We start from the raw sequence: 23,459 nt of genomic DNA, 5'->3' as shown, positions 1-23,459 counted from the left end.
ACGCCAGCCCTACCAATTTACCAACGATTTACTATGCCAAGAGAAGATTACATCGCCACCATCGGCCTTGAAGTTCACTGTCAAATCAACTCCGAAAGCAAGATGTTTTGTGCCTGCCGTGCAGGCTACGGCCATGAGCCCAACACCAACGTGTGCCCCGTCTGCCTTGGCCTCCCCGGCGCTCTCCCCGTGCTCAACAAGCACGCTATCGAGCAAACCATCCTCGCAGGCATGCTGCTCAACTGCACCACCCCCGAAGTGTCGAAGTGGGACCGCAAAAACTACTTCTACCCAGACATGCCAAAGAACTACCAACTCACCCAGTTCGACCTCCCGCTCTGCGGCGGCGGTGGCGTGCCACTCTACGACTTGGCCTACCACAAAGACGCACAAAAAAATATACCAAACCCTGGCAAGGTAGTGCAGATGAACCGCATCCACCTTGAGGAAGATGTCGCCAAATCCACCCACCTCGCCAATGCCTCGGTAATCGACTACAACCGTGCCGGCACCCCACTCATGGAGATCGTGACTGAGCCAGACATCGACTGCGCCGAAGAAGCATACGCCTACCTCAAGTCACTCCAACAAATCCTCCAGTACGGCAAAATCTCAGACGCCGACATGGAAAAAGGCCAAATGCGATGCGACGTGAATATCTCCGTTCGCAAGAACGGCACCGACGTCCTCGGCACCAAACTAGAGATCAAAAACCTCAACTCCATCTCCGCGGTCCGCGCCTCCATCTACTACGAAATCGACCGCCAAATCGAAGAACTCGATATGGGGATCGAACAACAACAAGCAACCCTCCGCTGGGACCCCAATACCGGCCAAACCTCCGTGATGCGTATCAAAGAGGACTCTCACGACTACCGATACTTCCCTGAGCCAGACCTCCTCCCAGTCAATACAGCAGAGATGGTAGAAAAAATGCGAGCCTTCGTTCCAGAACTACCACACGACAAACGCGATCGCTTCGAAAGCGACTTCAGTGTTTCAGCATACGATGCCGGAGTCCTCACCAGCGACCTCGTCCTCGCAGACTACTTTGAAAAAGCTGCAGCAGGCTCAAAGTTTGGTAAGAAAATCGCCAACTGGATCATCAACACCGTGCTCGGCAAGCTCAACGAAAGCTTCCTCAGCATCGACCAGAACCCCATCCAGCCAGAGGCACTCAAGGAACTTGTCGAACTCATCGAAGCCGGTACGATTTCCAACAACCAAGCCAAAGACGTCTTCGCCAAACTCTGGGACAACCCAGAATCCAAACCAGCTGCCATTGCCAAAGACATGGGATTCGAACCCGCCGACAACTCCGCCATCGAATCTATCATCGACGAAATCATTGCTGCTAACCCAGCCAAAGTAGAAGAAATCAAAGGAGGTAATGCGAAAGCTGCTAACTGGTTCACCGGTCAGGTCATGAAAGCATCAAAAGGCAAAGCCAACCCAAAAATGGTTTCAGAATACGTCCAAAAGAAACTCGCAATTTAAGCACCACCACACAGCATGACAAAACCCCAGACCACCGCAAAAGATTTCCTCTTCATTGGCCTCTCAGGCCTCTTGCTACTCGCTCTTGGTCTCGGGGCCCTCTACTACCTCTCAAGTATCGGGAATATGACGGCTCTCGAACCATACGAGTCGGACATCCCCGCCGAGGGGCAGTGGCTACACATCGACGCAATCGAAACCTACTGGATCACCAATGCCAAAGAGGAAGTCATCCCAGTAGCCACCATCACCATCGATTCCAATCATAACTCAGACGGCACACTCCGAGTCCTATTCAAATCAAACATAGGCGATGCCAACGAAGTCAGCAAATACGTGGGCGATTCGAACACCCTCGCAATCACCGGCGGCAAATTCCCCAACGGCAGCAATACCATCACCATCCAATGCACCAAAGGGCTCGAAAACATGGCCGATTACCTCGGCTACAAATCGCAGCCATTCATGCGCTGGGTCGTTGAGCTCCGCGAAGCCGCCCCAAACGCTAACCGAGCGACAGACTTTAGCGAGCTCACCCACGCCCCGCTCAACCCAGTCATGCTCGAGGTGGCTCAGCAATAGCCCTTGATCCATTGCCGCTTGTTAGCAATTGCTAGCCCCCACCGATAGAGGCACTCAAATAGTCGCTCTCCCCCGCCAAGTTCGACAAATTTATGCTCCACATCACTTGCGATTTGCCTCACAAAGTAATGTAATGCTTCGCATCTTCCACATCAGTGCCGTTTTCGCACTCACTCTCAGTCTCATCAGCTGCGATCAGCGCCGGACTGTTGACCGAGCAAGCGAAGAAAAAGTTCTCCTGCTAGGCAATGGCGACGAGCCAAAAGAACTCGACCCACAAGTGGTCACAGGCGTGATTGAGTCCAATATCATCAACGCTCTATTCGAGGGACTCTGCGTCCGACATCCAGAAAATGAAGGCGTCCACCTCCCCGGCATGGCTGAGCGTTGGGAAGCCAATGCCGACTTTACCCAATGGACCTTCCACCTGCGTAACGACGCTAAGTGGTCTGATGGCACCCCACTCACCGCAGCCGATTTCCTCTTCGCCTTCGAGCGTATCCTCACTCCAGAATTCGGGGCCAAATACGCTGAGATGCTCTACTACCTCAAAGGAGCGCAACAGTTTCACCAAGGCGAAAGCGACGACTTCTCTAGCGTCTCTGTGCGTGCTCCAGATCCACACACGCTGGAGCTAGAACTCGTGGCTCCCACTCCGTTCCTGCCAGACCTCACCATGCACTACACCTGGTTTCCCGTGCCAAAGCATTGCGTGCTCTCACATGGCGAAATGCAAACGAAGCACAATCCCTGGACGCGGCCACAACACATCGTTAGCAATGGTCCCTTCCAGCTCACCAGCTGGAAGTTCAACCAATACATCGCCGCCGAAGCAAACCCAAACTACTGGGATGCCGCCCGCCTCAAACTCAAGGGGATCAAATTCCTCCCGATCAAAAATGCCTACACCGAAGCCCGCATGTTCTTTGATGGCCAGCTACACGGCACCTACACCCTCGCGCCGGAAATGATCCGCTACGCAAAAGATACCGAGCCTGAATCGCTTCGCCAAGAACCCTACTTCGCTTCCTATTTCCTCCGCTGTAATGTCACCAGCCCCGCCGTACAGAACCCAAAAATCCGACGCGCACTCGCACTCGCTATCGACCGTCAGGCAATCATCGACAAAATCCTCCAAGGCGGGCAAAGCGCCGCCTACTCGGTCACCCCACCCATCGGTGAGTACCAACCACCAAAGGCAATCGAATACAAGCTCAGTGAAGCCAAAGCCCTCCTCAAAGAAGCCGGATTTGGACCTGATAACCCTCTTCGCCTAAAATTGTTAGCTACTGATAGAGATTCCACCAAGCGCATCTGCGAGGCAGTACAAGCGATGTGGAAGCAAGAACTCGGCGTCGACTGCACCATCGTCCAGTTCGAATGGAAGACCTACCTCGATAAACTCACCAAACTCCAATACGATGTCTGCTTCGGCGGTTGGTCTGCCGATTACCCAGACCCAACCACCTTCCTAGACATGTGGAAAAAAGGTGGCGGCAACAACCGTACCGGCTGGTTCAACAACGACTACGACCAACAACTCAAAACCGCTGCGCAATGTAGCGACCCCGCTGAACGCTTCCGCCTGCTTGAGCGAGCCGAAGCCACCATGATGGACGAACTGCCCTCGCTGCCGCTCTTCTGGGCCACCACCAACTACCTTCTCTCGCCGCAGGTCCAAGGGTGGCACCCCTTGCTGCTCAATCAGCATCCATACAAATTCATCGACCTCACCCAACCCTAAGCCATGCTCAAGACTCTCATTAGCAGACTCGGCCAAGGCGTCGTGGTGATCTTCTTCCTCATCTCCATTACTTTTGTGTTGGTCCGCCTCATGCCCGGCGACCCACTCACCGATGAAAAAGCCGTGCCAGAACACGTCATCGAAAAAAATCGAGCCTACTACAAGCTCGACCAACCCAAGGTGGTGCAATTTGGCTACTACCTCGGCAATATCGCACAAGGCGACCTGGGTCCCTCGATGTCCAAGGAAGGTAGACAAGTGCTAGAGATCATCGAATACTCCTTCCCCGCCTCCTTGATCCTCGGCACCACAGGAATGCTCATCGCCCTCTGTATTGGCATTCCGGCGGGCATACTTTCCGCCCTGCGTAAGAATTCCTGGATCGACTTCGGCACCATGGTCTTTGCCATGATTGGCATCAGCATCCCGTCTTTTGTCATCGGCCCATTATTAGCAAGCGGCATCGCCTCCAAGGTTCCCTTCCTCAAAGTCGCGGGCTGGGGAGACCCACTCGACTGGCTACTCCCCGCCATCACCCTAGGGCTAGCCACCGCTGCTTACATCGCACGCATCACACGTGGTGGCATGCTAGAAACACTGAACCAAGATTACATCCGTACCGCACGCGCCAAAGGGCTTAGAGAATCCACCGTCGTGCTCAAGCATGCGCTACGCGGTGGCATCATCCCCGCCATCGCCTACATCGGCCCCGCCTTCGCCGCGCTCGTGAGTGGTTCCTTCATCATCGAAACCATCTTCCAAGTCCCCGGCCTTGGACAGCACTTCATCAATGGAGCCCTCGCCCGCGACTACAACCTGATCCAGGGCGTGGTCATCCTTTTCGGCATTCTCATCGTTCTGGCAAACCTCCTAGCCGACCTCGCCCTCGCTGCCATCAACCCTCGCTTGAGAAATCAATCATAGCCATGTCTACTAGCCACTCACTCTATCAGGATGCCTGGTTGCGTTTGCGACGAAACTCCATGGCCATCGTCAGCCTCGGTATCCTTACCGTCATTTTCCTGCTTTGTTTTGCCCTGCCATTCATTGGCAGTATCGGCACACCCGAGAACTCTGGATTCGAACATTGGTTCAAGGACCCCAACCACCAAGACCTCAACAAAACCTTTCTGCCCGCCTCAGCCGAACATTGGCTAGGCACCGACCAATCTGGGCGCGACATCTTCGCTCGCCTCCTCTACGGCGGGCAAATCTCCTTGTTAGTCGGTCTCGTCGCTACCAGCTTTTCCCTCATCATTGGCATCAGCTATGGCTCGATTGCTGGCTATGTGGGTGGCCGAACCGACGCCCTAATGATGCGCTTCGTCGACATCCTCTATGGCCTCCCCTTCCTCGTCCTCGTGATTTTGTTCTCACTCCTCATCTCCGAGTACATGGAATCACTCACCACCCTGCTGCGCGACGACTGGGGCTGGAATGCCGGCTTCGTCACCCGCTTCACCAACCTCATCCCACTCTTCGTCGCCATCGGCTCGCTCGGCTGGCTCACCATGGCACGCATGGCGCGCGCCCAAACACTCAACATCAAGAAACAAGAATACGTCGAGGCTGCAGTCTCGCTCGGCCTCAGCCACCGCCAGATCCTCACCCGGCACATCCTGCCTAACATGATGGGGCCCATCATCGTCTACGCCACCCTCACCGTGCCCGGCTTCATCCTCTTCGAAGCCTCACTTTCCTACCTCGGACTCGGCGTCAGCTCACCCAATTCCTCCTGGGGCATCCTCCTCAAGGACGGTGCCAACTACATGGAAACCGCCCCCCAGCTCCTCATCATCCCCAGCGTCCTCTTCTCCATCACCCTCTTCGCCCTCAACTTCCTAGGCGACGGCCTCCGCGACGCCCTTGATCCAAAAGCTGCCAAGGATTAGCTGCGAAGCGGCTGGGATTCGTCATTGGTCATTGATCACCAGCCATTGGGAATGCGTAAGCGGTAAAGAGGCCTGCTGCGCACTCACGTGGGACTGCAACTCCCTCAGAGCGGCGTCTATTGTGACAAGACAGCATGACACTTGGTCCGTAAAACACTTCAACAAAGGCCAATTCCAAGTGCAGCACCACTGGCTGAAAGCGAATCACATACCAGCCTAGGGTAAGGCGAAGTATGAGCCGCAAGCCTAGGTCCCTTCATCAAAAAACACCTTCCCTGAAAGGGGAGCGCATAAGCGCCAGAGAACGAAAAGCTGAAACCTCACTCTCTTAGCATTTGCTATTGTTATTTGAATCCGACCAAAGTTAACATCTGATTCGAAACCTAACAGCGACTCATTCATGCGTACCATTCTTGCATTCTACCTCGCCTTATCTGCCGCACTTTTCGCCAATGGTGGCGGCTATTCACATGGCATCGCGTTTACTGGTTCTTTGGCGCCATTCACAGCGGAGGGCACCGAGAATGTTCAGATCATGGATGAACAGCTCACCATCGACCTTTACCCCGACTTCGCACGCGTCAAGGTGCGATACGAAATGCACAATGTCTCCGGTAAATCCACTAAGGTCACCTTTGGTTTTCCAGTGGAAGATATGAGGGAGACCATGTACGAGGTCATTGATACCAAGGAAAAAAAACCTCTCAAAATAAATCCTCAATACTGCCGAGATTATAGCATCAAAGTAAACGGCAAGCCGATTAAGGCAAAATACACTCCTGAAGCTTATGCAACGGGCAAGATAAAGCCCTTCCAAAGTTCCGAAGTACTTAAAGGAATTGAAGCTTGGTATGTCAGTAGCGTTCGTTTCAAGGCCGACACCCCTACGATCATTGAAATTAGCTATGATTCGGATTATAGCTTTTCCACTTACTTCGTTAGTGACGACTTCAATGATAGTTCATGGTCATTTCAGTATCGCCTATCTAGTGGTGGAATCTGGCACGGTCCAATTAAGAAAGGGAAAATTACTATCAACAACAGAGGAGTCGACCCGAAACACATCAAAGTATCAAAACCCACCAATCAATTTATACCAAAAGATGGAAATTTAGTTTGGGAATTCCAGGATCTGGAACCAACCATTGAAGATGACATTACAGTCGTGGCCCGCATTAGGTATAGTGGAGTTGTGGTGTTCCCAAAAGGAGAAGATGAGGCAATATATGTCTACACAATTGGAGACCAGATTTATGGAAATTCTAAGGATTTCAAAATTTTAGCAAGCTCAGAATTACCATCTGTATCTGGAATCACATATGAGGTTCAAAACATAGGACGCACTGAATATAAGGCGAGACTGAAACAAGAAGCTTGGTCAGAAGGGGTCGAGGGCGACGGTATTGGAGAGACCATCACTATAACACCTAATGCAGGCACCAAAGTGACGCACCTATTAATGATGAACGGTTACAGAAGTAACTTCAGACAGAACAACCGAGTTAAAGACCTTACCATTACTATTAATGACCAGCATGAGGTTAAAAGAATGCTCTATGATCACCAACACCAGCAACTCATCGATCTAGGATCAATCCCCAACAAAATCTCAAAAATAACACTGCGCATCGATTCCGTCTACAAGGGCACGCATTTCGAAGACACTTGCCTCACGGACATCACGCTTCTCAACAAGTTAGAGAAAATGCCTGAGGGTCATGGTGCTCGTTAGGTTCTTCATCTTTTTGATCCTGTGTCTGACAGCACAGGCTAAGCAGCTGCCAATCTACATTGAGGACAACCATCTTGGTAGCTTTGGCTTCTTTGCCCAAGAACTCGATCTGGATGAGGAATACACGCTCATCTTGTTTGATGCGCACTCTGATGCATCTAATATCGCGCATAGTGATTCAATCCGTGAACGCATTCGCAAAGTAAGATCTTCGCAGCATCGTGCAGAGGTCATTCAGGAGCTACGCCAGTCTGGAAAGCTGCAAGCCTACAATTGGATTGAGCCGCTCATGCCAAGACCGATTCAGCGGGTGATCTGGATTGCCGGCAGCGAGCTCAGCGAGGCGAAAATGCGCGAGTTAGAAGAGGAAGCTATAAAACATCTCGACTGGCGACTACAGATTGTCCCCAGATCCTGCGGAGCTCTGGCTCCACACTTTGAAGTCTGGGACTTTAGGAAATTAGTCCAAAAGACATTTGATGAGAAACTCGCTGTCAGTATCGACCTCGATTTCTATGCGCAAGACTCGGAGAGCGAGGCCGCATTTGAAAAACACTGGGCGTGGGTCTTGGGGCAAGCAAAGCTCGAGGCATTGAGCTTCGCCATTTCTCGACCATGGCTCGACTCAGAGCTACAGGCTGAGAGGTTGATGTTCCGAGCACTCGAGAAAGCCTCCAACATCCAGAACTGCCAGATTGTCATCGAGCCATTTCAAGAATCCAACCTTGATCGATCAGAGCGCGCGAAAGAACTCATCCGCCAAGGCCAGCCGATCCCCCGTTTCACCTCCCGCAACTATTCAAAGCGCATCCAGCGCTTGTTGGTACAGAACCGGAACAAGGTCACAGTCGGTCATCAGAAAGAACGCTGGGAAAATCTCCTCCAACAATGGCAGAGTGAGCACGCATCGCTCCCGTTAACTGTCGACGATGCCCACCGCTGTATTGATGGCGTCTACCGCATGCCGATCGACACTGTTGGCGACATCCGCATCAACAACATCGACCAACAGATTCAGAAGGTTGAATGGTGGCAACACATTCCCGATGCTGAGAGCTACGACCTTCTTCCACACATCCCATTGGGAAAAAACTTCACTCGGGGCCCGCAATCCAGCTACCTCAGTTACTCAAAGAAATTCCTCTGCGACACTCTGGACCCAGCCTTGGCAGCGCGCACTTGGAAACAATTCCTGCCATGGCCAAGTCAAGCTGGGATCATCAAAATCCAAGCACACGTCCACACCAATGAGGGAGTGACCGAGTCGGAGTGCATTGAAATTCGGGTGCGTTGTGCCGATGGGTTTCGCGGCAGCTTGAGCGAGCAAGCAGGCAGTCCTTACGCCTTTGGAATCGGCCTGCTAGAACACAATGGCGAGCGCGGCGGTGAATGCCTGATTGGCAATGACTGCGCCAATTTCTTGGTGTATGGATTCCGCCAAAGCGGAGTCCCCCTACATTGGAGCAACCCCAGACAGTTGCGCCAGCAGCTCCAGATGATCCATTCTGGCTGCACGAGCCAAGACTCCATTCCAATCACTGAAAACGTGATCGAATCAGGCTTAGTACTCGACTTCGGGTCGCACGTTGGCGCGCTCTGGCATGACAAAGGAATGCTAGGATTCCTCGATCATGAGGATGAAGTCATCCACCACCTTGGAGGGGCACCAGAAATCAGCACCCTAGGAAAGTTGCTAGAGAAGTACCGCCGATACAATGTTCTCACGCTGCCTGATGATGACACAGCCATCACCATGCACTTCGGTGGTGATGTGAATCTAGATGAAGCCTTAGGGAATATCTTCTCTCAAAGATTTGTTGATTTGATGAAAAATGATGACCTCACGGTGGTCAATTTAGAATGTGCTCTCAGCAAGGCACCAGCCATCGAATACAATCGTAGTTTTTCCTTTGTTGCAGAACCAAACAACATCCAGCATCTCGCCAATAATGGAGTGGAACTTGTGACTTTGGGTAACAACCACATCTATGATGCTGGCAGTATTGGCCTGCGAGACACCATAGCCAGTTTGGAGAAAACAGGTTTCAAAGTCGCAGGTTTAGGCTCATCACCACTCATCACCCATACCCAGGGAGTATCCATCGGATGGATTAGCTTCAATGCAGTCAGGACACTTGCTCTTCCCTCTGACAACAACATCCTCCAGTACCCACGTGACCGCGAAATCATTGAAGAACAAATCCGTGAGATTTCTAGAAGCTGTGACTTCGTCATTGCCCTACCCCACTGGGGCAATGAATACACCACGGTGATCAGCGAGCCTCAGCGAAAGATCGCAAAAGAGATGGTTCACCTCGGTGCTAATATGGTCATCGGCAGCCACCCACACATCGTACAAGCCACAGAATACTACCGTGGCAGACTCATCGCGTATTCCCTAGGTAACCTCTACTTCCCCAACAAAGGACCTAAAGGATTCAACGACTACCACCTTTTACAACTTCAGCTACACCCTAAACAAAAACGGATCACATATCATTGGATTCAGGATGAATAATAAGATAGATCCATAGTATTCCACTGCAGAACTCAAATCTCCTACTCCTTCGGATTCTCAGCCATGCAACCTTGCATTTGACTCGTAGAGAGTCTATCACTAGATACTAAGTAATACTAACAGCAACATGGTAGATTCAGAGGATATTCGATGGAAGCAACGCTACATCAACTACACCCGCGCCCTTCAGCGATTGAGTGAAGCTGTGGAGCTTTCATTCGAGCGCCCTCTGACTGCTCTTGAGGACCAAGGCTTGATTCAGGCCTTCGAGTTCACTCACGAACTGGCGTGGAACACGGTGAAAGACTTTTACCAATATCAAGGGGAAGCCAACATCCAAGGGTCACGCGATGCCACACGGATGGCAGCTGCTAGAGGACTAATTGAAAATCCAGATACTTGGATGGAAATGATTAAGAGCAGAAATAAATCATCCCATACCTACAATGAGGACACTGCCGATGAAATCAGCGAACTCATTCGAAATGACTATCACTCGGCATTTCTGCAACTCCATGCACGCCTAGCAGAGGATATGTAAGCATGGTATTGAGCCTTAAAGATACAGATTACCAAGCAATCCTCGAGGTGTTTTCCAAATACCCGGAGATTGAACAAGCGATTCTCTACGGATCAAGGGCAATGGGAACCCACCGTCCAGCCTCTGACATCGACCTAACACTCGTCGGAGAGAACCTGAATCATCGCTATCTAGCAAAGCTTGAGAACGAGCTAGACGACCTCCTACTACCCTACACTTTTGATATTTCAATACGCTCGCAGATCAGAACACCTTCATTGCTAGAGCATATCGAACGGGTTGGAGTCTTGTTTTACTCGCCGAACTAAAGCTAAATTTAGCGATATTTTGGCACTCATAATCCAAAGTTCGATTTGCCGTTGACTTCTAGTTAGGCTGGTTTACTAACATGTTAAACTAACACTTATAGATTCCTACTTGATCAGAAAAATCATGAACAAACAAAACAGGATATTCCTTACAAGCCTATGCATGACTTTCACGCTCCTTAGTTCCTGCGTTAATAATCAGCAGATCGCCCCTGAGAGTTTGAAACAAGTCACCAAAAGTGGGATAGCAGTCGTTGAGTCAGAAGACACAAAGCCTAGATTTACAGTAATCGGTACCACAGCATTCAATAATGAATTCGGTGGAATCAAGGACCAAGATGTTTCGTTCGCAAGATACTTAGTCGATAGTCTTAAAGACAAAGGATATCCCGCATACCTTACTACAACCCCAGAGCATGATATTTGTCTCAAGTTACACCCAACATACCCATACGGAAACCCAGGGATGACAGGAGTCGGGTTTCATCGAAGAAGCTTTCTCAGCATGTCTTCTCCAATCGTAGCATTTTGCAATATGCGCGGAGCTCTTGAGGTTACTCAAAATGGAAAAAAATCCTATAACTATCAACCTGTGAACTACGGCGTTGAGAAAGGCTACTCGTACAAACCGACATCTATTGATAGAGAGGTCGATTCATGGAATGAACTGACTGCTAGCGAGAAAAAGACCTTAATAAAAGAGTTACAACCTCTAATGAAAGAACAGGCCGACCTGATACTTTCGCAGTTGGGCTTTTAAATTGGCCTACACAATCATTCATTATATCCGTGCTCTGTCTTTTTTAATACTATAGCACCTTAGTTTTTACCACTTGCCATTTTGATTTCAAAGTACACATGTGAAATTGGAAATGGTACGTAGCGCGTCTTTGTAATCTCATAAGAAGCGTATTCTTTACCTACCATCCACCGTTCAATTTCACTTTCGGCTACTTGGGTTGCGTGCTTCGTACCTGCTGTACCGCCTGTATAAACCTTAAGCTTGTAGTAATTTTCTTTGCCTCTTATCGGCTCAAGAGTCTTACCATATAATGATGTTGTTGCGTGCTGAGGTAGATGAGGTGGAACATACATCGTTTGGCAACTGAAAGTCGACAATACGATGAGTGCTAGAGATATTAGTTTTAACGGATTCATTTTAAATAGAACTCAGAGCACATTATGCGCGCCCCTCGAGAGGTCGGTGAAAATGCGCAATTAATGCGTTGAATGTTTCTCAGAGCCGCCGGGCCAATAGCGTAGGATTGACTGTCAGATAGAGACAACTTGTAGCGGAATAAGATTTTGTTAGATCTGTAAATTTACTCGAATAATGACTCAAGTCCTAGCTTCTTCTCATAGGTTCGATCTCAAAGTTAGCTGAACCTCTACCGTCTTCTCGGAATGTCATGATGAAGCTTTCACTTTTGCCGTGTGGATCAGTAACCCATATTTCTCTCCATGCTTTATTTCCGGAAGCCCCAACAGGCTGTTGAAGGACAAATTTGATAATTTGTGGATTTCCGCCCTTGAGTTTGCGAATAGCCTGGGTCGCATCTCTCTCAAGAACTTTGTTTGTTAATGTTCCTTCTTCTGCAAGATTCGATTTTATCGATGAAACAGGAGGAAGCTCATCTGTTTGCTGAGCACAAGAGGATAAAACAACAAGAAAAGAGGCGCAAATAGAAGAGCGTATGAATGGATAGATGTATTTCATACGAAATTGATTGAGGTGATTTTGTTGATCACTCAGAGAGCTACATATAGCTAACAGCTAAGTAGATTACATCAAATCTTTTCTGCTAGAAACGATCCATCTTGGAAATGTCCTGCGTAGTATCAATAAATATGGAAGCCAACGAAGCTCCAGAACCATTGACACAAAAAATCCGTCAGCACGCAGAGCGTACTGACGGACGATTGGGTTTAGAATGGTTTGTGATTTACGAATGAGGCTTAGGACTGCGGCTGGGCAGTGAGGTCGAAGCGGATGACAACTTCCTCGCGGATGAGGTCGTCGGTCTTGCCTGGGTACTTCACGTTGAAGTCGAAGCGGTTGATGAAGAAGTCAGCCTTGAGCTTGATTTCGCCGTCTGCCTTGGAAACATTGACTGGGATGTCGATGGACTTGGTCACACCGTGGAAGTCGAGGTTGCCAGTGAGGAGATGGGTCTCGCCCTTGGCGCCAGCTTGCTCCTTGAGACCAGTCACGGTGAAGGTGCTGTTCGGATACTGCTTCACATCAAAGAAGTCTGGTGACAACAAGTGGCCAGTGAGCTTCTCAGCATCAGACCAGGTAGAGCTCATATCGATCACCACTTCGTGACCGCTGGCTGCGAGTTCTTCGCCGTCTACAAAGAAGTGGCCGTCAAATTTCTTGAAGCCGCCTTCGTGTGAGCCAGTCACCTTGGAGCCAACGAAGGTGATGCTGGAGCCTTCGGTGAAGCTCCACTTTTGGCCAGTGGCGTCCCCAGCTTGAACTTCCTTAGCCTCGGAAACCTTGGCTGCGGTGGACTTGTCTGCAGGGTTCTCACACGATACGAATGTGACGGTAGCTGCGACTGCGGTTAGTGCTAATGCTGTGTTTTTCATGGTGTTTCTATCTATTATTTTTAGTTGTTGGATTAGTTTGTTAGTTGAGATCAAAAAAGAGCGCTTCTACTTCGCTCTTGGCTGAGATAGTGAGGGTGCCGGCATCCTCGGTGGAGGCGGCATCGCCTGCGCTCAGCTGGTGGTTGCCATTAAGCTCGAGCTCGCCACACACGAGCTGAAGCCAGGCTCCACGTCCGAGGGCTACGGGCAGCTCCAGCGATTCGCCTGCATCTAACTTGATGCTATAGATAAAGGCATCTTGGCGAATCGTAGCGGAGCCTTGGCGGCCATCGGGTGAAATCAATAGGGTGAGCTTGTCATTGGCGTGCTCGGCGCTGGGTTCCCATTCTGTATAACTTGGCTCGGTGCCCTCTTCGTTTGGCAAGAGCCAGATCTGCAGCAAGGATGCTTCTTGATCAGCGGAGCCATTGAACTCGGAGTGCTGGACGCCCTTCCCTGCTGACATGACTTGGATCTGCCCTGGGCGGATCGCGCCTTCATTGCCCATGCTGTCCTTGTGTGCGAGCACCCCATCGAGCATGTAGGTGAAGATCTCCATGTTGCGGTGCGGGTGCATGCCGAAGCCCATCCCCGGTGCGATGATGTCTTGGTTGATCACACGGAGGCTACGAAAACCCATACGGGCTGGGTTGTAGTAATTGCCAAAGGAAAAGCTGTGGCGAGCATTGAGCCAGCCATGATTCTCATGCCCGCGTTCCTCAGAACGCCATACTTGAATCTGTTGCTTTGTTGTTTCCATGCATTGACATTGCCACAAACGATGGCTTTTGTCTCATGACTAGACCTCTCTCATGGCATACCTAAAAGGTATACTTGATTCCCAGGTTCATGCCAGGTAGGTATACGTCATGCAAATCCGTCAGCTTCGCTATTTCTTACAAGTTGCTAAATCTGGCAGCATCACTGCCGCCTCAGCTCAGCTGCGCATGACTCAGCCGGCTTTGAGTCGGCAGATTAAAGCCTTTGAAGACGACTGCGGCTGGAAGCTGCTAGACCGCGGCGCCAAATCAATCCGCCTCACCACCGCTGGCAAGGTAGTGCAACGCGAAGGTGAAGCACTCATTCACGATATGGATCGGCGCATCGAAGGCATACGCCGTGAAATCGAAGGTGGTACCATCCGCGTCGCCTACGCCCCCAGCCTCGCTGGTAAATTACTCAAGGGAACGATGAGTCGCTTCTTACAATTCCACGCTAGTGTGAAAATTGAGCTCCACGACAAAAGTTCCGAGGAAATGCGCCAGCTTTTGCTCGACGACCAAGTTGACCTGATCGTCAGTGCTGAATTCCCCAACAAGGAAATCACGTGGCAGCGACTCTTTGATAAACGCCTCTGCCTCGCGGTCCCGCCAAAGCACCCTTTTGCGCGCAGTAACAGCATCAGCGCCGACGCCCTCGATGGAGAAAAATTATTACTCTTAGCTCGCCACGAATACCCTGAATACTACCGCGGGGTGGTGCAATTCTTCCAAGACCACCAGATCAATGCCAAGATTTCTGGTGAGTTCGATAGTATTGAGAGCGTCAGCTTGGCCATTTCAGCTGGGCTAGGAGTCGCCCTAGTGGCTGAAGGCAGTTCCTTAGATTCAGACCTGTGCTTGGTGGCTCTGGAGGAATCAAGCGCCGCACTCGTGCCCGTCAGTGTGGGCTGGCGCAACGATAGCGCTCCAGATACCATCACGAACAACTTCATCGCCGAGCTGCTCCATGCCACCGAGAGCAACAAAAGATCCAGCGATTAGAAGCTACTTTCCCAAGAACGTAGACGCAAGTAGAGGTTAGCAGCGACCTTCTCCAGTGGGCCGAGACTCTGTTGCTCGCGCGCAATGTGCTTGCGCGTGCTCTCAAACATCGGAGTAAAACCAGTGAAGAACACACGCATACGATCGAGGTGAGCCTCACCGACCCCCATGGTGAGCGAGCCCGCGGTGGTGTCGTAGGCCTCAAAAAACACCTCCATAAGTTCCTCCTGGCTGCGCTTGGCGTAGACCGCGCCCACAAGCATCAAAACAACAGCGAGTCCTAGCGTGATCTGGGTAAACAAGTGAAAAGGATTCTCCGACACAAACGCTCCCCATGTGAGACCGAGAAACAAGAGAAGCAGGACAAGCTGCGCGATGCGTTGTTGGATCCGATGCCTGCGATGCACTAAACTATCGACACTACCGCGCAGCCTCATGCTCACCACTGCCTGGCTCACCGCTGCGGCACTCGATTCTATAAATTCTTCGCCTAGATCAGCAAAGGTATCCTCGTCGAATTCAGCCACATCCACCGAGAGCCGTTGTTGCAGGCTGGGGCGCATCGTATGCCATTCCTCACGACATTGATCAATCATCTTGCTCGCTTCCTCTTGGGCGTAATCAGTCGCTTCTTCTTGCAGTTTTTTACAAAGATAAGACTCCACCTTCATCGCCAAACTCCCATTACCAAATACCGAGACCATCGACCCCAAGACACCAGTACGCCACGCCATGTAGCGATAGACCTTGGGCTCTATTGTGTCCATCAAGCCACCCAACTCGCCAATACGATCCTGCACTTCCGTGATCTTTTGCTCGCGAAATCGCACCACCTGAGCCTCTACCGACTGCAGGAATTCTTGATCCCCCTTCAGCTCTCTGACCTGATCATCTACAGCCTGTTCACAGCGCCTGAGCAGCGCGTAACACGAATCATACACCATGCGCACTGAACGCCTTCTTTCACGACTACGCTCGAGTGTGTCATCGAGAAACTCTCTTAATAACTGTATCGAATTGGGACGCTTCAAGCTCGTGGCAAAATCTGGCAAGACTGCCTTGAGCTTCTTGGCACAAAGCTCGCGCATGTGCTGCTGTAAAATACCTAAATCCTTTTCCAGACGCGTGTCGGTTTTATGCAATACCAGGGCCGCCTTTTCCTCAGTCCAAGCAAAAGAATCCGAAATCGTATTCCAGGTCGGCGCATCCCACGGGTTTTCCGCTGAGATCAGGTAGAAAGTAAAATCCGCCCCACGAAGCAATTTCTCAGCAGCAAGCCGCTGCACCGAGTCCATTTTCGCCAAATCAGAAAACTCAACCAGTTCCACACCGCGCATCCGTGATTGGTAGTGAATCTTACAGGCTTTCTCGTAATCGACAAACACGCGATGCCCGATGTCGCGAACAATCATCACCCCGCCAGCTCGGGCCCATGCTTTATCAAACTTACAGGAAACCAGTTGCTCAAAAAAACTGGTCTTTCCCACCTCCCGCGGCCCCACCACCGCAATCCGAAATGGGCGCTGCGATTGCTCGATCAGAGCATCATCACCCGAGTCGACTTCGGTCGACGACTCCCTCGCTAGGCCTCGCACATAGCGAACAAGCTCTAGCAATTCATCGCGAGATTCCGTCAGTCTGGTGGCGATCATCGGTTATTCAATACCCAGCGGTCGCAGTATTGCTCTGCGCAATCAATTGAGAGACCGTGACAAACTTGTAGCCTTGATTGATCAAGGAGTCCAAGGTCATCGGCATAGCAGCTATCGTACCTGAATGAATATCATGTGCCAAAAGAATCGAACCGCCGCGCGCACCATTGATCAGACGGCGGGCTACGACTTGTGAGCCAGGACGACGCCAGTCGTTAGGATCGACATCCCAAAGAATCGTTGGGTAGCCAAACTCAGCAAAAACCCACTTCTTTTGTTCACTGCGAAATGCCCCATATGGCGGGCGCATCGTCTGAGGTTTCACCCCAGTCACCCGGACGATGGTGTCCTCAGTGCGCTGCAATTCATTGCGCACACTATTGGCACCCATCTTTGACATATCGGGGTGAGTCCAGGTGTGATTACCCAACTCATGCCCCTCGCGCAGGATGCGGCGCGTCAGTTCTGGATGCTTCTCCACCAGCGGACCAAGCACATAAAATGTAGCCTTCACATTGCGCGCTTTCAGAATGTCCAGCAGCTTCGGTGTGAGGGTCGGATGAGGTCCGTCATCAAAGGTGATCGCAATATTCTTGCTGTTACGATTGCCATAACTGAATGAAACTTGGCGATTGCCGCTAATGTCATTACTCAGGCCATTGCTACTCTCATTCCATTGCGCCTTGCCAGTGTACCACTGACTTTTCGACTTCTTTTTCTTGGTGTTGTTAGAAACAATTGGGTCGATGGCAGCCTGCTCTGGCTGCTTATCCTTGCCACAACTAGCTAGGAAAAACATCGAAGTCACCATCAGGCCATATCGGAGGGTTTGAGTGATACACATAGGCGTCGTCATGTACTGTGGATGGATAACCGAGAATCCGATTACTGTCACGCCACAAGATGGTTCTACGCAGAAATACCATAAATTCTTTCCCTCTAATGAATAAGACTAGAAATTCAAGTAGTACTAATGACTGCGTCTTGACCAAGATGCCGCGATTCATATACTCAGCCCGTTCCCTATGAAAAAACTTTCCATTGCTTCCCTCGGCCTGACACTCACGCTTCTCATCTCAAGCTGTGTGCCATACACTCCAACCTCGACCAGCTCGGCGCGCTCCAATGCCGGGTATTTGACCGGGTTCGACACACCAGACCCAGTCGGTCCAGCAATCACTCACAATGGCATTGCATCTCCGCAAGGCTACTGGGATGGTGACGGCGTCACTGGTTCCCCGAGTATCCGCATCAATCTAAATGACCAGCGAGCCTATTTTTACAAAGGCAAGACCCTGGTAGGAGTTTCACCAATCTCGACTGGTACCGATGGCCACGGCACCCCAAAAGGTCGCTTCAAAGTCACCCAAAAAGTAGCCGACCACAAGTCTTCGCTCTACGGCATCATCAAAGACAATGCCTCGGGCCTCACGATCAACAATGACGCCGACACCCGTATCGACAAGCCGGGCCCAGGCGAAACATTTGAAGCGGCTCCAATGCCATACTTCATGCGCTTCAACCGTACCATTGGCATGCACGCGGGCTTCCTTCCTGGCTACCCAGCCTCCCATGGTTGTGTGCGTATGCCCGATGCGATGGCCAAAAAGTTCTTCGAGAACACCCCACTCCGCAGTACCGTCATCGTCGAGTAATCTGGGCTAATTCTAGCAACAGAGCTTCTCTGATAGGTTCAAGCACACCATTGGGCTCCGAAATGAATGGCCCATCATCACGTATCTTCATGCTTCCCGATCCAACACACGTCAACGAGATCAGCCCACAGCAATGCAAGGCAATCCTCAGTGAGAACAGCTCGGTCTTGTTTCTTGATTGCCGTGAGGCACATGAATACGCCTACTGCCGCATCGAGGGTAGTATGCTAGTACCGCTCTCCCAATTTGCAGGCATGGCGGAATCACAATTCCCCAACAAAGAGACTGCCTGCATCATCTACTGCCACCATGGGGTACGCTCTCTCAACGCCACCTTCTACCTGCGAGAGCAAGGGTATGCTAACGTTTTCTCAATGCACGGTGGGATCGAACTCTGGTCGCTAGACATCGATCCCTCGGTGCCAAGGTATTAAGCGAGCATTAAGCGAAGTAAGCAGGCTCGTTGCCTGGCTTCCATTTGATGTTGCAGCCCGTTGCTGGCTTGGTCTCCGTGACCGGCTCGCCGTCTTCCAGAAGCTGGCGGATCGCGAGCTTGAGATCACGGCCGTCAATCGCCAGATCATTGTTAGGACGTGAATCATCATATTGCCCCGCATAGAACAAACAACCGCGCTTATCCAATAGAAAAAAGTCCGGCGTACAAGCAGCAGAGTAGGCATGCGCTACTTCCTGGCTTTCATCGTACAAGTATGGAAAATCCCAGCCAAATTGTTGCGCAAACTCAAGCATCTTCTCTGGGCTATCTTGCGGATAATGTTCCACATCATTCGAGCTAATTGCGATGGTATTCATCCCCCAGCTTTTCATCTCGGCAGCCATCTCACCCACTTGCTTGGCAAGATGCACCACGAAAGGACAATGGTTGCACACAAACATCACCAAGGTGCCCTTACTGCCAAGATGCTCCGCCAGAGCAACAAGCTCGCCAGCGCCGTTCGGCAAACTAAAATCAGGTGCTTGCGCCCCTGCTTCCAATGTGAATGTAGATGGTACTTCAGCCATAGGGTGACTCTCACCTACCCAGCCAAAAGTGCAAGGATTTCTTCAGACTCAGAAACGCAATCACGCATCAGCAATTTCCTCAGCCGGGTAGGTCCAAATTTCGCTCAAGGTTGGATGGTAGTGCGGGATTTTTGCTAGTTGGTTCGCCGTTGCGCGGAAGGCCATGGCAACCACGATTTCGTGGATCAATTCCACCGCCTCAGGCCCCACAACCGACCCGCCAAGAATCTCCTTAGTCGTCGGGTCACCGATCAGCTTCACAAAACCATACTTGGAGCCATGGATCATCGATTTACCATGATCATTAAATGGATGGGTCTCCACCAAAGGTTCAATTCCTGAGGCGCGCACCTCAGCCTCAGACAGACCGACAGCGGCCACCTGAGGTTCGGTGAAAATCCCGTAAAGTTTAAGCCGGTAGTCGATTTCATTGAGCTGCGCAGCCTGATCAGACATCAAACTCATGGCATTCTCAGCCGCCAACTCACCTTGTTCAATGGCAATATGCACCAGCTCGTAGGGGCTACAAACGTCACCACATGCCAGGATGTGTGGGATTGAACTCTGCATCTGTTGGTTCACTACGATGCCGCCGCGTTTATTAAGCTCAACTCCAGCTTGCTCCAGTTGCATCCCCACAGTATTTGGCACCCGCCCCAGCGCCAACAAGATTTCATCTGCCTCTACCACTTCTTCCTCACCATCGCGAACAAACACAACACGCTTCTTTCCTGCACTTGAGGGTTCAAAGCGTTGCAGACTCGTACCCGTGTGGATCTTCATCGTGCGGGCGGTGAGCGCAGCCTCTAGTTCATCAGCCAAGTCAGTATCCATTCCGGTCAATAAATGCGGGCTACGCTGCACCACGGTGACTTCCTTGCCTAACCCTTCGAGATAATGCGCCATCTCCAGCGCGATCGCCCCCCCGCCGAGCACGACAATCGAATCGGGCAATTCTTGCATGTCGAGGATGTCGTCCGAGGTGATGTAGCCGCAGTCTTGAAGACCCTCAATTTCAGGCACAAAAATGCTAGACCCGGTAGCGACAATGATCGTACGAGCAGATAGAGACTCCATCGCCCCACTTTCTTTGAGCTGCACTTCCAAGTGATGTGCATCAGTGAAACGTGCAAAGCCACGCAATAGATCAAAACGCCCGTCTTGCAATTGCTCCGCACGGTAATCAGAAAAGTCTTTAATCAGATACCGTTTGCGCTCGATCACCGTGCGCATATCAACCTTGGCATTCTCGTGGCTCAGACCAAATTCCTCAGACTCACGCATCGCGAGATTGCGGTTGGCTGATTCTATCAATGCCTTGCTGGGCATGCACCCGCGTAGGATACACAAGCCACCAAGCTCATCAGCACCATCAATCACCACCACCTTCTTACCTGCTGCAGCAGCAGTGCGAGCCGCCGCGTATCCACCACTGCCGCCACCAATGACAGCCATATCGTAATCAAAATTTTCTGCTAACATAGAATCACTAATCCGTGAGGCTAACACCAATATCACAGAGGAATTGGCGCATCAACTCTTCATCTTCGACATGGACGGCACGCTTGCCATAAGACTCATTCAGCAACTCAAAGTCTTGCTTCACTTCCATCCCGCGCAAGGTGCCCGCCACATTGCGAATCAAAATAGCCTTCACTCGGTCGGGACCAAAATCTCGCAGTGCCTTGGAATAGATTTCAGGGTCACGTTGGCTATCATCGCCAATCAAGATGAAAGGCGTGTCATCATACCAACGAGCCACCTCGTTGATCGATTCACGCTTGTGGTCATCGTGGCTGGGGGTCAACCATTGCTCCGGTGTCAGTCCCCAGTTCGTCATGAACAATCCACCCAATGGCAGCTGAGCTCGGCGGAAAACCTGTTTCAAAAAACGCGCTAAATTCCATGGCGAGCTAGTCACATAAAATACCGGACACGCCAGGTGCCGATGCAACTCAGACACCAACTCCGGGACCGCAGGCACGATCTCACGGGTGTGTAAATTGCCAAACAAAGTCGTCTCAAGCATCTTCATCATCGAGATCGAACCAGTCTCTACCACGGTATCATCGACATCACAGATGACCACGTAGTGAGGGGCCGAACGACTGTCGGTGAGATCCACCGATGCCGAATACCCATGCTGCGGCAGGCTGACCTCAATACGGTCCACATCCGCCTCCATTGTGTCGTGCAATTCAAAGTAACCTTCCTTATTCGATCGCACCGTGATGAGTCGCTGCCCCACCTTCACCTCCACTCGAGCATTGGGAAAATCAAGGGTGAACCAATTACTCGCCATGCGCTTGAAATTCTCCCAATTGCCATCTTCTGGCTTCGGGGCAGACATTACTCGCAATGCCATCACTCTGCCAAAGAGGTAGATTCCTTTCGGATGATGCACGGCATTGAAAACATTCGCCACTGGCTCTGCTTTACGGCGTGGGATCCAGAAGGTGAGGACGTAAAAAATCACCCCCATCAACCATTCCACCACCAGCGCACCGTGGCGCAACCATATCATGATCCGTCTCATCCTTTATCTCTCTAGTGCCTTCAAGCTACCAGAGACTAGCAATTCCAATGCCGATTCTGAAAGTGTATCAAGTCTCGAGCCACGGCGCCAGAAACGATCCCTCAGATCAAGCACGCGTGGCTCCCTCAGCCTGACTTACTTGCACTTGCTTGCGGTTCGAAGTCCACTTCCCGGTGGTCAGGCACTTCCATAGCCACTCCACGGGACCTTGCTTGAAAAACTTCGCCCAGCAGGAACTAAAGAGCACTTGTGCACTGTAGATGAGCACCGCAAGCATGTACAGCTGCGTCAACGATAGCTTCCCATACAGACCGCCAGCAAATCCATAGAACAACAAAATGCCTATTAGCGTTTGCGACAAATAATTCGTGAATGCCATGCGCCCTATCGCAGTCAGTGGCCAGAGCAACTTTTCACCAATCGGGCGTTGGTAAATCTGAGCAAGAATACACATGTAGCCGATGGCTAGCGCAATCTGAGCCCCAACGACGAGAATCTTGAACCACGCATCCATCGCAGTGGTCGACCACGAAGCCATTGAGGTACCTTGCTCACTCACAATAAACGTCAGTACCGAGCCAACCACCAAAGACCCCAACAACACCGACCACTTGTAAATATGCTTGGTGAAAAAACCACTGCGCATCATATAAAAGCCCAGCATAAAAAAACCGAGAACGCGTGACACACGGCCATTCGGCAACATGTCCGCCCAGCGGTAATACACGTTCTCCCAATTGCGCTTAAACACATCCACCACCGAGCCATCGGTGAAGATCGCCATGTAACTCACACTATCGATGTCTGGATAGGTTTTATACGCAGTTTGCTCGATCGGTTCAGGAGCCAAGCCACCGAACAACACGATCAAATGAGTCAGTGCGAAAAGACTCAGCAAGAAGATAGACGTAGGTAGTAGCCATCGGTATGGGATGTCGCGGATCGCTACCAAAACAAATGCCAATAAAGCGTAAAGAGTAAGAATATCACCTGACCACACCACTGTGTGCAGCAATCCAAACATCAACAGAAACTTCAACCTACGCCGGTACATCTGCAAAAACGGATCCATCCGCTCCTGGTTCTTTACAAATTGAATCGCGAACCCAGCACCAAACAAAATCGAGAAAATCGCGTAAAACTTGCCATCTACCACAAACTGGTGAACTGCCTTAAAATAATGGTCATAGGCATGCAGCGGCTGCGTGTCATGCACTTCAAATGGCACAAACTTGTAGCCACTCCAACTCTGGATATTTGCTAATAAAATCCCGAAAACCGCCATACCACGAATGGCGTCAATTATACTAATACGTTGCTGACTCATTGATTCTATTTCCTTCTAGCATGATACAGTGAATGTGAACAACCGATAACCAACTAAACTATTGTTAGCTCGCCGATTGCTCTTCCCATACAACTAG

At 50.9% G+C, this 23,459-nt stretch carries 23 protein-coding genes; 13 read left to right on the top strand and 10 right to left on the bottom strand.

What is annotated here, in order from left to right:
• Positions 1-33 precede the first annotated feature (33 nt).
• The 10 genes from gatB (at position 34) to F454_RS0101730 (ending at position 11,574) form a co-directional block, all read left to right on the top strand.
• A complete protein-coding gene (gene gatB / locus F454_RS0101780; RefSeq protein WP_018968905.1) occupies positions 34-1,497 on the top strand; it encodes an Asp-tRNA(Asn)/Glu-tRNA(Gln) amidotransferase subunit GatB in 1,464 nt (487 codons plus the stop codon).
• A 15-nt stretch (positions 1,498-1,512) separates the two neighbouring features.
• The gene (locus F454_RS0101775; protein WP_018968904.1) at positions 1,513-2,079 is read left to right on the top strand and encodes a hypothetical protein; all 567 of its coding nucleotides are present in this window, start codon (positions 1,513-1,515) and stop codon (positions 2,077-2,079) included.
• A 133-nt stretch (positions 2,080-2,212) separates the two neighbouring features.
• Positions 2,213-3,823: a peptide ABC transporter substrate-binding protein gene (locus F454_RS0101770; protein ID WP_018968903.1), complete on the top strand. Its 1,611-nt coding sequence runs from the start codon at positions 2,213-2,215 to the stop codon at positions 3,821-3,823.
• Between the two features lie 3 nt (positions 3,824-3,826).
• A complete protein-coding gene (locus tag F454_RS0101765; RefSeq protein WP_018968902.1) occupies positions 3,827-4,747 on the top strand; it encodes an ABC transporter permease in 921 nt (306 codons plus the stop codon).
• 2 nt (positions 4,748-4,749) lie between these two features.
• Entirely contained in the window at positions 4,750-5,715 is a 966-nt protein-coding gene (locus tag F454_RS0101760; protein ID WP_033367159.1) for an ABC transporter permease, read from the top strand.
• 400 nt (positions 5,716-6,115) lie between these two features.
• Positions 6,116-7,447, top strand: coding sequence for an NADase-type glycan-binding domain-containing protein (locus F454_RS0101750; RefSeq protein WP_018968899.1), 1,332 nt, complete (start codon positions 6,116-6,118; stop codon positions 7,445-7,447).
• Positions 7,434-9,965, top strand: coding sequence for a CapA family protein (locus F454_RS0101745; RefSeq protein ID WP_018968898.1), 2,532 nt, complete (start codon positions 7,434-7,436; stop codon positions 9,963-9,965). The genes F454_RS0101750 and F454_RS0101745 overlap by 14 nt, the downstream gene beginning before the upstream one ends.
• A 127-nt stretch (positions 9,966-10,092) precedes the next feature.
• A complete protein-coding gene (locus tag F454_RS0101740) occupies positions 10,093-10,506 on the top strand; it encodes a nucleotidyltransferase substrate binding protein (protein ID WP_018968897.1) in 414 nt (137 codons plus the stop codon).
• Positions 10,507-10,508: 2 nt separating this feature from the next.
• Positions 10,509-10,814, top strand: coding sequence for a nucleotidyltransferase domain-containing protein (locus tag F454_RS0101735; RefSeq protein ID WP_018968896.1), 306 nt, complete (start codon positions 10,509-10,511; stop codon positions 10,812-10,814).
• A 124-nt stretch (positions 10,815-10,938) separates the two neighbouring features.
• Positions 10,939-11,574 (top strand): hypothetical protein, encoded by a 636-nt coding sequence (locus F454_RS0101730; RefSeq protein ID WP_018968895.1) that lies wholly within the window; start codon positions 10,939-10,941, stop codon positions 11,572-11,574.
• A gap of 59 nt (positions 11,575-11,633) precedes the next feature.
• Here the strand turns inward: F454_RS0101730 and F454_RS0101725 are convergent, their stop codons facing one another.
• From F454_RS0101725 to F454_RS0101705, 4 genes are all read right to left on the bottom strand, one after another.
• Positions 11,634-11,972, bottom strand: coding sequence for a hypothetical protein (locus F454_RS0101725; protein WP_156817081.1), 339 nt, complete (start codon positions 11,970-11,972; stop codon positions 11,634-11,636).
• Between the two features lie 187 nt (positions 11,973-12,159).
• A complete protein-coding gene (locus F454_RS13815) occupies positions 12,160-12,531 on the bottom strand; it encodes a hypothetical protein (protein ID WP_033367156.1) in 372 nt (123 codons plus the stop codon).
• A 239-nt stretch (positions 12,532-12,770) separates the two neighbouring features.
• Positions 12,771-13,406, bottom strand: coding sequence for a YceI family protein (locus tag F454_RS0101710; RefSeq protein WP_018968891.1), 636 nt, complete (start codon positions 13,404-13,406; stop codon positions 12,771-12,773).
• Between the two features lie 40 nt (positions 13,407-13,446).
• Positions 13,447-14,166 carry a pirin family protein gene (locus F454_RS0101705; RefSeq protein ID WP_018968890.1) on the bottom strand — a complete coding sequence of 240 codons (720 nt, stop codon included), beginning with the start codon at positions 14,164-14,166 and terminating at the stop codon, positions 13,447-13,449.
• A 109-nt stretch (positions 14,167-14,275) separates the two neighbouring features.
• Here F454_RS0101705 and F454_RS0101700 point away from each other — a divergent pair, with 109 nt between their 5' ends.
• Positions 14,276-15,169 (top strand): LysR family transcriptional regulator, encoded by an 894-nt coding sequence (locus tag F454_RS0101700; RefSeq protein WP_018968889.1) that lies wholly within the window; start codon positions 14,276-14,278, stop codon positions 15,167-15,169.
• Here F454_RS0101700 and F454_RS0101695 read toward each other — a convergent pair.
• Entirely contained in the window at positions 15,166-16,821 is a 1,656-nt protein-coding gene (locus tag F454_RS0101695; RefSeq protein WP_018968888.1) for a GTPase domain-containing protein, read from the bottom strand. The genes F454_RS0101700 and F454_RS0101695 overlap by 4 nt on opposite strands.
• A 7-nt stretch (positions 16,822-16,828) precedes the next feature.
• Positions 16,829-17,665, bottom strand: a complete 837-nt coding sequence (locus F454_RS13810; protein ID WP_169334287.1) for a polysaccharide deacetylase family protein — start codon at positions 17,663-17,665, stop codon at positions 16,829-16,831.
• A gap of 181 nt (positions 17,666-17,846) precedes the next feature.
• Between F454_RS13810 and F454_RS13805 the strand changes: the two genes are divergently transcribed.
• Together F454_RS13805 and F454_RS0101680 are read left to right on the top strand one after the other, a co-directional pair.
• Complete coding sequence (locus tag F454_RS13805; protein ID WP_018968886.1) at positions 17,847-18,476, top strand: L,D-transpeptidase family protein; 630 nt, start codon at positions 17,847-17,849, stop codon at positions 18,474-18,476.
• A 62-nt stretch (positions 18,477-18,538) separates the two neighbouring features.
• Entirely contained in the window at positions 18,539-18,910 is a 372-nt protein-coding gene (locus F454_RS0101680) for a rhodanese-like domain-containing protein (protein ID WP_018968885.1), read from the top strand.
• 7 nt (positions 18,911-18,917) lie between these two features.
• Here the strand turns inward: F454_RS0101680 and F454_RS0101675 are convergent, their stop codons facing one another.
• The 4 genes from F454_RS0101675 to F454_RS13795 all read right to left on the bottom strand — a co-directional run bounded on the left by F454_RS0101675 (position 18,918) and on the right by F454_RS13795 (position 23,362).
• A complete protein-coding gene (locus F454_RS0101675) occupies positions 18,918-19,499 on the bottom strand; it encodes a thioredoxin family protein (protein WP_018968884.1) in 582 nt (193 codons plus the stop codon).
• A 60-nt stretch (positions 19,500-19,559) separates the two neighbouring features.
• Entirely contained in the window at positions 19,560-20,981 is a 1,422-nt protein-coding gene (locus tag F454_RS0101670; protein ID WP_018968883.1) for a dihydrolipoyl dehydrogenase family protein, read from the bottom strand.
• A gap of 7 nt (positions 20,982-20,988) precedes the next feature.
• Positions 20,989-22,023, bottom strand: coding sequence for a phosphatase domain-containing protein (locus F454_RS15455; protein ID WP_018968882.1), 1,035 nt, complete (start codon positions 22,021-22,023; stop codon positions 20,989-20,991).
• Between the two features lie 118 nt (positions 22,024-22,141).
• Positions 22,142-23,362, bottom strand: a complete 1,221-nt coding sequence (locus F454_RS13795) for a DUF418 domain-containing protein (protein ID WP_018968881.1) — start codon at positions 23,360-23,362, stop codon at positions 22,142-22,144.
• Positions 23,363-23,459: the final 97 nt, after the last annotated feature.

This window comes from Rubritalea marina DSM 17716 (assembly GCF_000378105.1).
Taxonomy (GTDB): Bacteria; Verrucomicrobiota; Verrucomicrobiia; order Verrucomicrobiales; family Akkermansiaceae; genus Rubritalea; species Rubritalea marina.
Note: the sequence above shows the minus strand (reverse complement) of the source record. Positions and strands in the feature narration are given on the sequence as shown.

Bases quoted from the DNA above. Each gene is read 5' to 3' on its own strand.
- F454_RS0101700 (WP_018968889.1), top strand. From the start codon at position 14,276: ATGCAAATCCGTCAGCTTCGCTATTTCTTACAAGTTGCTAAATCTGGC.
- F454_RS13805 (WP_018968886.1), top strand. From the start codon at position 17,847: ATGAAAAAACTTTCCATTGCTTCCCTCGGCCTGACACTCACGCTTCTC.
- F454_RS0101705 (WP_018968890.1), bottom strand. From the start codon at position 14,166: ATGGAAACAACAAAGCAACAGATTCAAGTATGGCGTTCTGAGGAACGC.
- F454_RS0101735 (WP_018968896.1), top strand. From the start codon at position 10,509: ATGGTATTGAGCCTTAAAGATACAGATTACCAAGCAATCCTCGAGGTG.
- F454_RS15455 (WP_018968882.1), bottom strand. From the start codon at position 22,023: ATGATATGGTTGCGCCACGGTGCGCTGGTGGTGGAATGGTTGATGGGG.
- F454_RS0101675 (WP_018968884.1), bottom strand. From the start codon at position 19,499: ATGGCTGAAGTACCATCTACATTCACATTGGAAGCAGGGGCGCAAGCA.
- F454_RS0101775 (WP_018968904.1), top strand. From the start codon at position 1,513: ATGACAAAACCCCAGACCACCGCAAAAGATTTCCTCTTCATTGGCCTC.
- F454_RS13815 (WP_033367156.1), bottom strand. From the start codon at position 12,531: ATGAAATACATCTATCCATTCATACGCTCTTCTATTTGCGCCTCTTTT.
- F454_RS0101760 (WP_033367159.1), top strand. From the start codon at position 4,750: ATGTCTACTAGCCACTCACTCTATCAGGATGCCTGGTTGCGTTTGCGA.
- F454_RS0101745 (WP_018968898.1), top strand. From the start codon at position 7,434: ATGGTGCTCGTTAGGTTCTTCATCTTTTTGATCCTGTGTCTGACAGCA.
- F454_RS0101765 (WP_018968902.1), top strand. From the start codon at position 3,827: ATGCTCAAGACTCTCATTAGCAGACTCGGCCAAGGCGTCGTGGTGATC.
- F454_RS0101670 (WP_018968883.1), bottom strand. From the start codon at position 20,981: ATGTTAGCAGAAAATTTTGATTACGATATGGCTGTCATTGGTGGCGGC.
- F454_RS13810 (WP_169334287.1), bottom strand. From the start codon at position 17,665: ATGTGTATCACTCAAACCCTCCGATATGGCCTGATGGTGACTTCGATG.
- F454_RS0101770 (WP_018968903.1), top strand. From the start codon at position 2,213: ATGCTTCGCATCTTCCACATCAGTGCCGTTTTCGCACTCACTCTCAGT.
- F454_RS0101725 (WP_156817081.1), bottom strand. From the start codon at position 11,972: ATGAATCCGTTAAAACTAATATCTCTAGCACTCATCGTATTGTCGACT.
- gatB (WP_018968905.1), top strand. From the start codon at position 34: ATGCCAAGAGAAGATTACATCGCCACCATCGGCCTTGAAGTTCACTGT.
- F454_RS0101695 (WP_018968888.1), bottom strand. From the start codon at position 16,821: ATGATCGCCACCAGACTGACGGAATCTCGCGATGAATTGCTAGAGCTT.
- F454_RS0101750 (WP_018968899.1), top strand. From the start codon at position 6,116: ATGCGTACCATTCTTGCATTCTACCTCGCCTTATCTGCCGCACTTTTC.
- F454_RS13795 (WP_018968881.1), bottom strand. From the start codon at position 23,362: ATGAGTCAGCAACGTATTAGTATAATTGACGCCATTCGTGGTATGGCG.
- F454_RS0101710 (WP_018968891.1), bottom strand. From the start codon at position 13,406: ATGAAAAACACAGCATTAGCACTAACCGCAGTCGCAGCTACCGTCACA.
- F454_RS0101740 (WP_018968897.1), top strand. From the start codon at position 10,093: ATGGTAGATTCAGAGGATATTCGATGGAAGCAACGCTACATCAACTAC.
- F454_RS0101680 (WP_018968885.1), top strand. From the start codon at position 18,539: ATGAATGGCCCATCATCACGTATCTTCATGCTTCCCGATCCAACACAC.
- F454_RS0101730 (WP_018968895.1), top strand. From the start codon at position 10,939: ATGAACAAACAAAACAGGATATTCCTTACAAGCCTATGCATGACTTTC.